At 66.6% G+C, this 13,520-nt stretch carries 10 protein-coding genes; 5 read left to right on the forward strand and 5 right to left on the reverse strand.

Annotation, left to right across the window (positions count from 1 at the left end; translation table 11 throughout):
• Positions 1-144: 144 nt before the first annotated feature.
• Positions 145-771: a TetR/AcrR family transcriptional regulator gene (locus AC5JDC_RS18405; RefSeq protein WP_106775219.1), complete on the reverse strand. Its 627-nt coding sequence runs from the start codon at positions 769-771 to the stop codon at positions 145-147.
• Between the two features lie 73 nt (positions 772-844).
• Between AC5JDC_RS18405 and AC5JDC_RS18410 the strand changes: the two genes are divergently transcribed.
• The 5 genes from AC5JDC_RS18410 (at position 845) to AC5JDC_RS18430 (ending at position 8,478) form a co-directional block, all read left to right on the forward strand.
• Complete coding sequence (locus AC5JDC_RS18410; RefSeq protein ID WP_106775218.1) at positions 845-1,306, forward strand: (2Fe-2S)-binding protein; 462 nt, start codon at positions 845-847, stop codon at positions 1,304-1,306.
• Between the two features lie 2 nt (positions 1,307-1,308).
• On the forward strand, positions 1,309-3,585 hold the full coding sequence (locus tag AC5JDC_RS18415) for a xanthine dehydrogenase family protein molybdopterin-binding subunit (RefSeq protein ID WP_495843414.1): 2,277 nt from the start codon (positions 1,309-1,311) through the stop codon (positions 3,583-3,585).
• A 264-nt stretch (positions 3,586-3,849) separates the two neighbouring features.
• Positions 3,850-4,980, forward strand: coding sequence for an efflux RND transporter periplasmic adaptor subunit (locus AC5JDC_RS18420; protein ID WP_495843416.1), 1,131 nt, complete (start codon positions 3,850-3,852; stop codon positions 4,978-4,980).
• A 27-nt stretch (positions 4,981-5,007) separates the two neighbouring features.
• Positions 5,008-8,172 (forward strand): efflux RND transporter permease subunit, encoded by a 3,165-nt coding sequence (locus AC5JDC_RS18425; RefSeq protein WP_495843417.1) that lies wholly within the window; start codon positions 5,008-5,010, stop codon positions 8,170-8,172.
• A gap of 147 nt (positions 8,173-8,319) precedes the next feature.
• Positions 8,320-8,478: a DUF3309 family protein gene (locus AC5JDC_RS18430; RefSeq protein WP_106775215.1), complete on the forward strand. Its 159-nt coding sequence runs from the start codon at positions 8,320-8,322 to the stop codon at positions 8,476-8,478.
• A gap of 51 nt (positions 8,479-8,529) precedes the next feature.
• Here the strand turns inward: AC5JDC_RS18430 and AC5JDC_RS18435 are convergent, their stop codons facing one another.
• From AC5JDC_RS18435 to AC5JDC_RS18450, 4 genes are all read right to left on the reverse strand, one after another.
• A complete protein-coding gene (locus AC5JDC_RS18435; RefSeq protein WP_495843419.1) occupies positions 8,530-9,705 on the reverse strand; it encodes an MFS transporter in 1,176 nt (391 codons plus the stop codon).
• A gap of 162 nt (positions 9,706-9,867) precedes the next feature.
• Positions 9,868-11,517, reverse strand: a complete 1,650-nt coding sequence (locus AC5JDC_RS18440) for a calcium-binding protein (protein ID WP_495843420.1) — start codon at positions 11,515-11,517, stop codon at positions 9,868-9,870.
• 244 nt (positions 11,518-11,761) lie between these two features.
• Positions 11,762-13,141, reverse strand: coding sequence for an ammonium transporter (locus AC5JDC_RS18445; protein ID WP_106775213.1), 1,380 nt, complete (start codon positions 13,139-13,141; stop codon positions 11,762-11,764).
• A 29-nt stretch (positions 13,142-13,170) separates the two neighbouring features.
• On the reverse strand, positions 13,171-13,509 hold the full coding sequence (locus tag AC5JDC_RS18450) for a P-II family nitrogen regulator (RefSeq protein ID WP_106775212.1): 339 nt from the start codon (positions 13,507-13,509) through the stop codon (positions 13,171-13,173).
• Positions 13,510-13,520 lie beyond the last annotated feature (11 nt).

Below are 13,520 nucleotides of genomic sequence, written 5' to 3' on the forward strand. Positions count from 1 at the left end.
CCGATGCTCGCCAAACCAGATGGCTTTCCACTATGCATGACTTTTCCCGGACAGCCCTGCCTTTGTGGGGAGGGGTTAGGGGTGGGGGTACGAGGCGGCGAAAGTCCTCGTCGAGGGGCAGCGCAAGCGATGCAAAGATGCGCCTTACCCCTGAAGCGCCGCCTCGACGATCCGCACCAGGCCGCGCAAGGCCTTGCGCTGCTGCTCGGGCGCGGTGAGGCGCGACTTCATGCCCTCGATGCCGTCGAGCAGGAACTGCGCCAGCATCTCGGCGGACAGGTCGCGCGCCGACAGGTCGACGCCGCTGCGCCGCACCTCCTGTTCGATCGCGTCGCGCATGATGCCGGCAAGGTCGCGCTTCCACGACAGCAGCAGGTCGGCGGCCAGGTTGCTCTTGGCGTCGAGGATGTCGGCGCCGTGCGGCGAGGCGGCGATCTCGGAGAACACCGAGATCATGCACGCGTCGATCGCGGCAAAGATGCGCTCGCCGAGGCTGCCCTCGGCCTCGAGCGCCAGGCGCGCCTTCTCGAACGACTCTTGCACCAGCTTCGCGGCGAGCGCACGGTAGATGTCGGCCTTGTTCTTGAAGAGGAGATAGAGCGCCGGCCGCGACATCTCCGCCGCCTGGGCGATGTCGTCCATGGTGGCGCGCGAGAAGCCGTAGGCGAGGAACACCTTCATCGCCGCTTCGAGGATGCGGGTTCGCTTGCCCTCGTCGGCGGAAGCGCCGGTGGAGGTTGCGATCTCGGCTTGGCGAGGCTGTCTTGACATTTGGACGAATTTTGTCAGATTGTTCTCAGGAGTCAATTCCGCCTGTCATACAGGCCGGCACGAGGATTTGCCAATGCGCCTGATCGTCGATGGAAAACCGATGGAGATCGACGCCGATCCCGACATGCCGCTCTTGTGGGCGCTGCGCGACATCGCTGGCAAGACCGGGCCGAAATTCGGCTGCGGCATCGCCATGTGCGGCGCCTGCACGGTGCATGTCGGCGGCGTCGCCGTGCGCTCCTGCTCGCTGCCGCTCGGCGATGTCGACGGCGAGGTGCTGACCATCGAGGGCCTGGCGCAAGGCGGCAAGCTGCACCCGGTGCAGCAGGCCTGGCTGGAAGAGCAGGTGGCGCAGTGCGGCTACTGCCAGGCCGGCCAGATCATGAGCGCGGTCGCCCTGCTCGACCAGGTCGCCGAGCCGAGCGATGCCGACATCGACGAGGCGATGGCCGGCAATCTGTGCCGCTGCGGCACCTATCCGAGGATCCGCGCCGCCATCAAGAAGGCGGCCGCCCTGAAGACAGCGGGGATCTGAGGATGAGCCGTCTCGGAAAGATCACCCGCCGCGCCCTCCTGTTCGGCGCCGCCGCCGTCGCCGGCGGCGCCGCCTTCGGCTACTGGTACGTCGCGACGCCCTATTCCAACCCGCTGGAAGGCGACCTCGCCGACGGCGAGGCGACCTTCAATCCCTACGTCAAGATCGCCGCCGACAACACCATCACCGTGATCGCACCCCGCGCCGAAATGGGCCAGGGCATCTCGACGACGCTTGCCGCGCTGGTGGCGGAGGAGCTCGACGTGCCGCTGGAGGCGCTGACGGTCGAGCACGGGCCGGCCTCCTGGGCCTATTACAATGCCGCCATGCTGGAGGAAGGCGGCGCGTCCGCCTTCTACGACGAGAGCACGACCGCCGAGATCATGCGCTCCGTCATGGGCCGCGTCAGCAAGGTCTTCGGCCTGCAGGGCACGGGCGGGTCGTCCTCCACCCGCGACGGCTTCGTCAAGATGCGGCAGGCCGGCGCCGCCGCCCGGTCGATGCTGGTCGCGGCCGCCGCGGCGCGGCTGAAGGTGCCGGCCGGCGACCTGAAGACGTCCGCCGGCAGCATCGTGCACGAGGCGTCGGGCCGGTCGCTGACCTATGGCGAAGTGGCGCTCGACGCGGCGAAACTGTCGCCGCCGGCCGATCCGCCGCTCAAGGACAGGTCGGCCTGGACGCTGCTCGGCAAGCCGCAGCAGCGCGTCGACATGCTGGCGAAGGTCACCGGCGCCCCGATCTTCGGCATCGACGTGACGCTGCCGGACATGCTGTTCGGCACGGTCAAGCTCAGCCCGCGTTTCTGGGCGGCTCCGACCAAGGTGGATCTCGCGGCGGCCGGGAAAATGCCGGGCGTCGTCAAGATCGTGCCGCTGGCGACGAACTACGGCCACGGCTTCGGCATCATCGCCCAAAACACCTGGGCGGCGTTCAAGGCGGCCGAGGCCATCGAGGCCGAGTGGGACGCGCCCGAATATCCGCCGGACAGCGCAGCGATCGCCAAGGTGCTGAGCGACGGCCTCGCCTCGCCCGACGGTTTCGTCATGCGCGACGACGGCAATGTCGACACCGCCTTCGCCGACGCGCCGCGCGAGAAAGTCGTCGAGGCCGACTATTCCGTGCCCTATCTCGCCCATGCCGCCATGGAGCCGATGAACGCCACGGCGCGCTTCAAGGACGGCGTGCTGGACCTGTGGGCCGGCAACCAGGGGCCGACCATCACCCGCCGGCTGTGCGCCGATGCGCTTGGCATCGAGCCGGACAAGGTCACCGTGCACACGCCGTCGCTCGGCGGCGGTTTCGGCCGGCGCATCGAGGTCGACTTTTCGCTCTGCGCGGCGCTGATGGCCAGGGAGGTAGGCGGCCGCCCGGTCAAGGTCGTGTGGACGCGCGAGCAGGACATGCGCCACGACGCCTACCGGCCGGCCGCGGCGGGACGGCTCCAGGCGCGGCTGGGCGACGACGGACTGCCGGTCGCGCTCGACATGAAGATTTCCGCGCCCTCGATCATGGCCAGCACCGTGCGGCGGCTGTTCCCCTCCATGTCGGCGCCCGGGTCCGACAGGACCATCGTCGACGGCGCCTGCAACCAGCCCTACACGATCCCGAGCTACCGGGTGACCGGCATCGCGGCACCGGTCACGGTGCCGGTCGGCTCATGGCGCTCTGTCGGCTGCTCGTTCAACGGCTTCTTCCACGAGGGTTTTCTCGACGAGATAGCGGTCGCCGGCAAGACCGACCCGGTCGAGCTGCGCAGGCGGCTGATGGCCGACTTCCCCGCCGCCGTGAAGGTGGTGGAGAAGGCCGCCGAGATGTCCGGCTGGGGCACGCCACCGCCCGTCGGCAAGGCGAAAGGCTTCGCTTTCACGCTGTCCTTCGGCAGCTGGGTCGCCGAGGTCGTGCAGGTCGCCGACACGCCGGACGGCATCCGCATCGAAAACGTCTGGATCGCCGCCGATGTCGGCACCGCGCTCGATCCCGGCATCATCGAGGCCCAGCTAGTGTCCGGCGCCATCTACGGCCTGTCCGCGGCGATGGGCCAGGAGATCACCTTTGCCGACGGCATGGTCGAACAGTCGAACTTCCATGACTTCGACGCCATGCGCATGCCGCAGTGCCCGCGCTTCGAGGTCGCCATCCTGGAGAACTTTCACAGGATGGGCGGCGTCGGCGAGATCGGCACGCCGCCGGCCGCGCCGGCGCTCGCCAATGCCGTGTTCGCGCTGACGGGAAAGCGCATCCGGGCCTTGCCGCTGGCCAGGGAAGTGACCTTTGCGTGAGCCATGCAATAATATTGCTGACGGCTGCTGCCATGATGCAACCTTGCGGCAATGCGCTGCGCAGAGGGTGCTCATGGGCGCAAGGTTGAATTCTGCAGGCTCGTCTTGATCGGTTGATAAAAAATTCTCACTTTTGGGTGAGAGCTAGATGTTGTACGTGTCCGGCGCTTTCCCGGTGGCCTCCGACCGGGCGTGTAAGTGCGGCCATGCGTACCCATATGCGGTGCTGCGACTGCGGGGCTGGATCGGCAAACGGAAGCGATGATGTCGAAGTTTAGATTCCACAAGCTGGCGGCGGTCGTCGTGCTGATCGCCTTCGCCGCATGGATGGGAACCGGCAAGTTCTCGTCGGTCGGCAGCGCCGCCGAGGAAGCCGAAGCGAAGCAGGCCGCGGCCGAAGAGCCCGCAGCGCCGCTGCGCACGGTCGCCGTGCTCACGCCGCCGCGCGTCCAGCATGCCCGCGCCATCCGCGTCTCGGGGCGCACGGACGCCGAGAAGCGCGTCATCCTCGCCACCCGCGTCATGGGCGTCATCGAGCAGCTGCCGGTGAAGCAGGGCGAGCGCGTCGAGCGCGGCGAGCTGGTGATGCGGCTCGGAGCCGCGGACAAGGAGGCGCAGATCCGCATGGCCGAGAGCGTGGTGACGCAGCGCCAGGCCGAGGCCGACGCCGCCGAGCGGCTGGTCAAGGGCGGCAACGCGCCCAAGCTGCAGGCCGACCAGGCGCGCGCGGCACTTGCCACAGCCAAGTCGCAGCTCGAAAACGCCAAGGCCGAGCTCGCCAATTACGAGATCTACGCACCCTTCAACGGCCTCATCGACCGCGTGCCCGTGCAACGTGGCAGCGCCATCCTCGCCGGAGCGGAAGTGGCGACGCTGATCAACCTCGACCCGCTGCTCGCCATCGGCGAGGTCAGCGAGCGCGACCTGAAATACATCCGCGTCGGCAGCACGGCGGATATCCGGCTGGTCGACGGGACCACCGTCGACGGCACGCTGCGCTACATCAGCCGCGACGCGACCTCGGCCACGCGCACTTTCCGCATCGAGGTGGCGATCCCCAACGAGGACAAGACACTGCCGGCCGGCATGACCGCCGAGATCGTATTGCGCGGGGAGCCGACGGACGCGGTGGTATTGCCCCGCTCGGTGGTGACGCTCTCCGATGCCGGCGACATCGGCATCCGCGCCGTCGATGGGCTGGACAAGGTCGTGTTCTTCCCGATCGACATCGTCGACGACACGCCGAACGGCCTCATTCTCGCGGGCATCCCGGCCGACGCCCGCGTCATCGTCGCAGGCCAGGACCTCGTCGCCGAAGGCGTGCAGGTCAAGGCGGTGCAGGCCGACGAGGCGACCATCAAGAGACTGGCCGGCGCCGACGCCGACATCAACTAGCGCCGGGACGGCAGGGACGAGAACGTCATGGACATCGTCAAGCTTGCCATACGCAATGCGCGGCTGACCCTTTCGGTGCTGCTGTTCCTGGTGATCGCCGGGGCGCTGGCCTACCAGTCGGTGCCGAAGGAGGCCGAGCCGGACGTCGCCATACCCATCATGTATGTCAGCCTGGTCTACCAGGGCATCTCGCCGGAGGACGCCGAGCGCCTGCTGCTGCGGCCGGTCGAATCGCAGCTGAAGAGCCTCAAGGGGCTCAAGGAGATGAAGTCCAACGCCTACCAGGGCGGCGCCAACGTCATCGTCGAGTTCGATCCGTCGGTCGACCTGGGGGATGCGCTGATCGACACCCGCAACAAGGTGCAGGACGCCAAGCGCGATTTGCCGACCGGCGTCGAGGAGCCGACCGTCAACGAGGTCAACCTCTCCGAATTCCCGGTGGTGTTCGTCACGCTGTCCGGCGACATCCCCGAACGCCTGCTGACCGCGGCCGCAAAGACCCTGCGCGACCGCATCGAGGAGGTGCCGGGCGTGCTGGAGGGCGAGATCCAGGGCTCGCGCGACGAGCTGGTCGAAGCCATCATCGATCCGATGCGGCTGTCCTCCTACGGGCTCCAGCTCGACCAGCTCATCCAGGGTATCGGACAGTCCAACAGCCTGGTCGCAGCCGGCGCGATCGAGGGTTCGGAAGGCAAATATGCCGTCAAGGTGCCGGCGCTGATCGAGACCCCGCAGGACGTCGCCAACCTTCCGGTCGTCGCCGGACAGGACGCGGTGGTGCGCGTGCGCGACGTCGCCACCGTGCGCTCGACCTTCGAGGACGCCGAGACCATCGCCCGCATCGACGGCAAGAGCGCCATCACCATCGCCGTGAAGAAGCGCATCGGCGCCAATGTGGTCGAGACCATCGAGGGGTCGAAGAAGGTCGCCGAGGAGTTCGTCGCCCAGAGCCAGAAGACCTTACCCGACCTCAAGGTGTCCTACACACAGGACAAGTCGGTCTTCGTCAACCAGTTGCTCAACGACCTGCAGAACCACGTCCTCATCGCGGTCATCCTGGTCTTCGTCGTCATCCTCTACGCGCTGTCCGGACGCGCCTCGATGCTGATCGGGCTGGCCATCCCGTCGTCCTTCCTGATGGGCATCCTGCTGCTCGCGCTGATGGGCTACACGATCAACATGATCGTGCTGTTCAGCCTGATCCTGGCGGTCGGCATGCTGGTCGACGACGCCATCATCGTCACCGAATATGCCGAGCGGCGCATGTCGGAAGGCATGCACAGGGCGCAGGCCTTCGAGGAGGCGGCCAAGCGCATGGCGGGCCCGGTGATCGCCGCGACGCTGACGCGCATCGCCGCCTTCTCGCCGCTGCTGTTCTGGCCCGGCGTCGTCGGCGACTTCATGAAATACCTGCCGATCACGCTGATCGTCACGCTGGCCGCGTCGATGGCGTATGCGCTGATCTTCGCGCCGGCGATCGGCGCCATGATCGGCAAGGCGCCGCTGCACGAGGAGCACGAACGCCGCGACGGCGTCTACATGGCGGTGGTCAAGACCGCCGTGCACTGGCCGATCACGGCGCTCGTGCTGACCGTCATTCTGCTCGGCGGCGGCATGTACGCGTATGGGCTATACGGCAAGGGCGTCGAGTTCTTCCCGCAGGTGGAGCCCGACTACGGCCTGCTCTACGTGCATGCGCGCGGCAACCTCTCGCTCGAGGAGATGGACGCGGCGACCCGCGTCGCCGAGCAGCGCATGCTGGGCTGGCCGGGCATCAAGTCGGTTCTGACCAAGGTCGGCAAGACGCGCGGCGGCGAGGACATCCCGGAGGACGTGGTCGGCGTCATCAACTACGAGTTCATCGACTGGCGCGAGCGCAAGTCGGCGCACCAGATTCTGGACGACCTGCGCGTTGCCATGGCCGGCATCCCAGGCGTCGACGTCGAGGTGCGCGTGCCGGATGCGGGCCCGCCGACCGGCAAGGCGATCCAGGTGCAGCTCTCGGCGACCGACCCGACGGGCTTGAACGACTATGCAAGGCAGGTGGCCGCCGCGGTCAGGAACGTGCCCGGCGTCATCGACCTGTCCGACGGCCTGCCGCCGCCCGGCGTCGACTGGGCGCTGCAGATCGACCGCTCCAAGGCGGCGCAGTACGGCGTGTCGCCGGTGGCGGTCGGCACGGTGGTGCAGCTCGTCACCACCGGCCTGAAGCTGACCGACTACCGGCCGCCGGGGGCGGACGACGCCGTCGACATCCGCCTGCGCCTGCCCGAGGATCGCCGCACCCTGTCGGCGCTGGACGATTTGCGCATCGAGACCGCGCAGGGCTCGGTGCCGATCTCCAACTTCGTCACCCGCAAGCCGGAGCTCACCGTCGGCATCCTCAACCGCATCGACGGCAAGCGCACCATCACCATACAGGCCAATGTCGCCAGCGGTTTCCAGGTGGCGGAGGTGCAGGCGGCGGTGAGCAAGGTGGTCGGCGACATGGCCAAGCCCGGCGTCGACTGGAAGCTGGCCGGCTCCAACGAGGACAGCGCCGAGGCCGGCGCCTTCCTCATCAATGCCTTCGGCGCGGCGATGTTCCTGATCTTCATCGTGCTCCTGGCGCAGTTCAACAAGTTCACCAGCGTCGTGCTGGTGCTGACCTGCGTGGTGATGGCGATCGTCGGCGCGCTGCTCGGCATGCTGCTCACCGGCCAGACCTTCGTCATCGTCATGTCCGGCATCGGCTTCATCGCGCTTGCCGGCGTCGTGGTGAACAACAACATCGTGCTGATCGACACCTATGACCGGCTGCGCGAGGAAGGCTGGGAGAAGGAGGAGGCGGTGCTGCAGACCTGCCGCGAACGTGCCCGCCCCGTCGTGCTGACGGCGGCCTCGGCCATCCTCGGCGTGCTGCCGATCGCCTTCGGCCTCGGCCTCGAGATCTTCCACCAGGAGACGACGATCAACGCGCCGTCGACGCAGTGGTGGATCGCGCTGTCGTCGGCGATCGTCTTCGGCCTGTCCTTCGCCACGGTGCTGACGCTGATCGTGACCCCGTCGATGCTGATGGTGTTCACGCGCAGCAAGGACAGCAAGGTCTACGCGTTCTTCCGGCGGCTGTTCGGCCGTGACCGTAAAGCCGCGAAGGCCGCGGAGCAGACACCCGTGCCGGCCGCCACCGCCTTCCCGAAGGCGGCCGAATAGCGGCCGCGGCGAGCAAGCCCGAGCGGGCCGGCCGCGTGCCGGCTCGTCGAATTCCTGGTTGTCGATGTTTCTTGCGCCGACCTGCGGTGGAACCCGCGGGTCGGCAAAGCATTGTCATAGCATTCAGCCGTTTAGCGGAGGGCAGCAATGACCCTGACGACCATCCTGATCATCATCCTCATCCTGATCCTGCTGGGTGCCATCCCGACATGGCCGTATTCCCGTTCCTGGGGCTACGGGCCCTCGGGAATCGTCGGCGTCATCCTGGTGATCCTGCTGATCCTGGTTCTGATGGGACGAGTATGAGGAAAGAGCGAATAGGGAATAGCGAATAGCAAAAAATCCCTGCACTATTCGCTATTCGCTCTTTCCATGATCGAAATCCGCCGTGCGGACGAGATTGCCCATCAGGCACACCACCACCAGCAGGCCCGACAGCACCACGAAGACGATGGAGAAGCCGGTGCGCTCGGCCACGAAGCCGATCGCCGACGGCGCCAGCAGGATGCCGGAATAGCCCATCGTAGTGACGATGCTCATGCCGGTCGACGACGCCATGCCCGGCTGGTTGCCGCCGGCCGAGAAGATGATCGGCACGACGTTGGCGATGCCGATGCCGGCGACCGCAAAGGCGGCGATGACCAGCCAGGGCGGCGTGGCGAGACCGGCGACCAGCATGCCGGCGGCGGCGATCAGGCTGGAAACGCGCAGCGTGACGACCGCGCCGAAGCGGTTGCGCACGCCGTCGCCGAGGAAGCGCATCAGCGCCATGGCGCCGGCGAACAGGCCGAAGGCGAAGCCGGCGGTGTCGAGGTCTGTGCCGCGTTCCTGCAGCAGATAGAGCGCCGCCCAGTCGAGCACCGCGCCCTCCGGAACCATGGAGAACAGCGCCATCAGCCCGACCAGATAGACGGTCGCCGATTTGGGCAGAACGAATTTTCGGTGCTCATGCGCGGCATGCGGCTTGTCGGCGATCACGCTGCCGGCGGCGAGCGCGAGGATGACGCAGGCCACGACCGTCACGCCGACCGCATGCGGCACATGCCCCCAGGTCTTGATGATCAGCCCGCCGGTGGTTCCGCCGAAGAAGCCACCGAGGCTCCAGAACGCATGCGAGGACGACATGATGGCGCGCGACATGTGGCGCTCGACCACCACCGCATTGGCGTTCATGGCGACGTCCATGCCGCCGATCAGCCCGCCGAACAGGAACAGCGCCACCGCCGCCAGCGCCACGTTGGGCGCTAGCGCCACGGCGAGCAGGCTGAACGCCGCCACGATGGCGAAGCCAAGCAGCACCTTGCGCGAGCCGTGGCGCGCCATCAGGTAGCCCGACCACGGCATGGCGGTCACCGCGCCGAGACCGAACAGCAGGATGAGCAGGCCGAGCGTGAACTCGCTGATGCCGAGGCGTTCCAGGAACACCGGTATCTGCGGCGCCCAGCTTCCGGTCAGGAACCCGTTCATCAGGAACATGCCCGCCACCGCCCAGCGGGCGCGCCGGCCGGTCCGGATGGTGTTGGAAGCGTCCATGCCACGCCTTTCCGCCAATTGAAAGTTGCCGGAAATTAAATCGATTCAAGATCAAGTCAAGCAGCCGGCTCCGGACTGCGCGGAAGAAAGCGTTGGGCCACGCATGGGGCAGCGAAAAGGAGTGCCGCCGGCGGCCGCTATCCCGGCGTATCAAGCCTGCCGTCAGATTACCACGAAATCCTGGCTGGTGAGCGCCAGTCCCGTGGTCAGCTTCGCGAATAGCACCGCCGCGCCGGCACCGGTGCCGTCGACGTCGTAGAAGACATTGCCGGTGTCGGTCTCGTAGATGATGCGGTCGGTGGCATCGCCGGCAAGCCCCGTGGCGTTCGCCCGGAACGCGGATGCGGCCAGCGTGCCGGTCGCGGTCAGGGCCGCGAAGATGGCGTTCTCCAACTGCATCGTGTCGTCGACCGGCTTGAAATCGGTGATGCGGTCGACATTGGTAGATGCGTTGAGGGCGGTGGCGAAGACGTAGGTGTCGGCACCATTTCCGCCGGTCAGCGTGTCGTTTCCGGCGTAGCCGTTGATGACGTCGCGGCCCGAACCGCCGGAGATCGTGTTGGCAACGCTCGACCCGTACAGCCGGTCGTTAAACACGGAGCCGTAGAGATTCTCGATGGACGAATAGCTGTCGCCGGTCGCGTCGCCCGTGTTGATCGATGGATTGGTGAGGCTGGCGACCACCGCCGCCGATGCCTCGAGATAGGAGGCGATATCGATATCGTCGCCGCCGTTCAGCAGATCGGCCCCGGCTCCACCCCGTAACGTGTCCCGGCCCGCTCCGCCAAACAGCGAGTCGGCACCCGCGCCACCGCCGAGGACATCGTTGCCGTCGTCACCATGGATCGTGTTGTCTCCGGCTCCGGTGAAAATCGTGTCGACGCCGGCGCCGCCATGGACGACTCCGCGCAAAGTCCCCAGTCGGCCGTCATAGCTGTCGTCGCCGGCGCCGAGATTGACGTTGCCGACGATCTCGCCGTCATTGACGACCGTCTCCCTGCCGGCGCCGCCGTCCACTGCCGTCCGGGCGGAATGAATGCGGCCGGTCGAGGTGTTGGTGAGCAGCGCCGTATCTGTCGCGGCCAAAGTGAGGAAATCGACCGCTGCCCGCGATACTGCCGTTGAATTCGTCTCGATCAGGCCTGAGTTCCGCACCTCCCCGCCCGTCCCCATCAGAGCGATGCCATAGCCCGCCAAGTCGGCGACCGAGATTGTGCCGGAATTGCTGACCAGCATGCCGGCCCCGATCGCGGCAACGATGCCACCGGTAAGCTCCAGCGCACCATACGCGATTGCACTTATGCCGGTACTGGCAGTCGCGATCACGCCGGAATTGCTGATCGATCCTCCTGATCGATCTTGATCTGCCAGCACAACGATCCCGGCGGCGGTGGCGTCGATGCGTCCGCTGTTGGTGATAGTGCTGTTGCTGGATGGGTTCATACCGTCCCATCCGCCGAGGACACCATACCGGCCGCTGATCGAACCCGCATTTGTGAGGATGTTGCCGAAGCCCGACAGGCCTACCGCGGTTGTCTCGGCGGCGATGGAGCCGCCGGCGGCAATGACGAGCCGGTTGGCTCCGGTTGTCTCCGATGCGGCATCGGGATCTCCGAGCCTCACCCCGCGTTCACCTTGCACCCATCCGGCGACCGTCACGCGATGGCTTCCGGCATTGGCGCTTACCGCATATCCGGCACCGGTGTTTATGACGCTGCCGATCGACGTGACGAACAGACCGTCGCCCAGAATGCCGAAGTTGTAGGCGGCGCCAGCGGTCACGATATCTTCTGTCACATAGTAGGTTGTCATCGCAGTCTCTCCCGCCTGATCCGAGTAGAAGAAGAACGTCGATTTTCCTGCTTGCCGAAATCCTGAAGCGGCCAGCAATACCGCTTCGGAGTCGGAACAATACTATGATTACTACCGATGGAAAACCGTGGTGCGAACACAAGGGTACCGCAAAAAAAGACCCGGCCGGAGCCGGGTCAAAGGCAGGCGGCGACATGCCGCCCGACGGGAGGATGCGGCGCGGCCGGAGCCGCGCCTGATTGGCTTACGAGTGGTAGGCGACCTCGCCATGCGAGGTGAGGTCGAGGCCTTGGCGCTCGGCTTCTTCGGCCGGGCGCAGGCCGACGATGGCGTCGACGACCTTGTAGAGGATCGCCGAGATGACGCCGCACCAGACGATGGTGACCACCACCGCCAGGATCTGCGTCCACACCTGGCCGCCCATGCTGACGCCCTCGGCATAGCCGATGCCGCCCAGCGAGGAGGAGGCGAAGATGCCCGTGCCGATGGCGCCGACGATACCGCCGATGCCGTGGATGCCGAACACGTCGAGCGAGTCGTCGTAGCCGAGCTTGATCTTCACCACCGCCACGAAATAGTAGCAGATGGCGCTGGCGATGGCGCCGAGCACGATGGCGCCGACCGGGCCGACAATGCCGGCGGCCGGGGTGACCGCCACCAGGCCGGCGATCATGCCCGACACGGCGCCGAGCATCGAGGCCTTGCCGCGGGCGAGGCTTTCGATCACCACCCACGCCAGGATCGCGCCGGCGGTCGCGGTGAACGTGTTGATCATCGCCAGAGCGGCGCCGGCATTGGCCTCGAGGTTGGAGCCGGCGTTGAAGCCGAACCAGCCGACCCACAGCATGGAGGCGCCGACCATGGTCAGCGTCATCGAATGCGGCGCCATGTTGTCCTTGCCGTAGCCGGCGCGCTTGCCGATGATCAGCGAGCCGACCAGCGCGGCGATGCCGGCATTGATGTGGACGACCGTGCCGCCGGCGAAGTCGAGCGCGCCCCAGTTGAAGATCAGGCCGCTGGCGTCCCACACCATGTGGGCGATCGGGAAATAGACGAACGACACCCACAGGATGGTGAACAGCACGACCGCCGAGAACTTGATGCGCTCGGCGAAGGCGCCGATGATCAGCGCCGGCGTGATGCAGGCGAAGGTCATCTGGAAGACGATGAAGACGTATTCAGGCAAGACGACGCCGTCGGTGAAGGTGGCGGCGGTCGTTTCCAGGTTGACGCCGGACAGGAACAGCTTGCCGAGTCCGCCCCAGTACGGGCTGGTGCCGCCACCGAAGGCGAACGAATAGCCCCACACCACCCACACGATGATCACCACTGCGCAGATGGTGGTGCACTGCATCAGCACCGACAGCATGTTCTTGGCGCGCACCAGGCCGCCGTAGAACAGGCCGAGGCCGGGCAGCAGCATGAACAGCACGAGCAGGCTCGATACCAGCATCCACGCCACGTCGCCCTTGTCGGTGACGGCGGCCGGCGCGGCCGCGGCTGCATCGGCGGCCGCGGGCGCCGCCTCCTGGGCGAAGGCGGCAAGCGTGCCGAGAGCCCCGAGCGCGACCGCGCTCGCCAGGGCCGTGCGCGCCACCGGCGCGATTCTTTTCAAGAGGTCCATTGATGTCTCCATAAAACTGGTGGCGTGCTTCACAGTGCGTCGGTGTCGGTCTCGCCGGTGCGGATACGCACGGCCTGGTCGATCGAGTAGACGAAGACCTTGCCGTCGCCGATCTGGCCGGTCTTGGCGGCCGAGGTGATGGCTTCGACGGCCTTGTCGACCATGTCGGAGCCGACCGCGACCTCGATCTTGATCTTCGGCAGGAAGCTCACCGCGTATTCGGCGCCGCGATAGATTTCCGTATGTCCCTTTTGACGCCCGTAGCCTTTGACTTCGGTGACGGTCAGGCCCTGGATCCCGACGGCGGTGAGCGCCTCGCGCACCTCGTCGAGCTTGAATGGCTTGATGATTGCCATCACGATTTTCATAAGGTTTCACC

The sequence above is a fragment of the Kumtagia sp. genome, assembly GCF_059502445.1.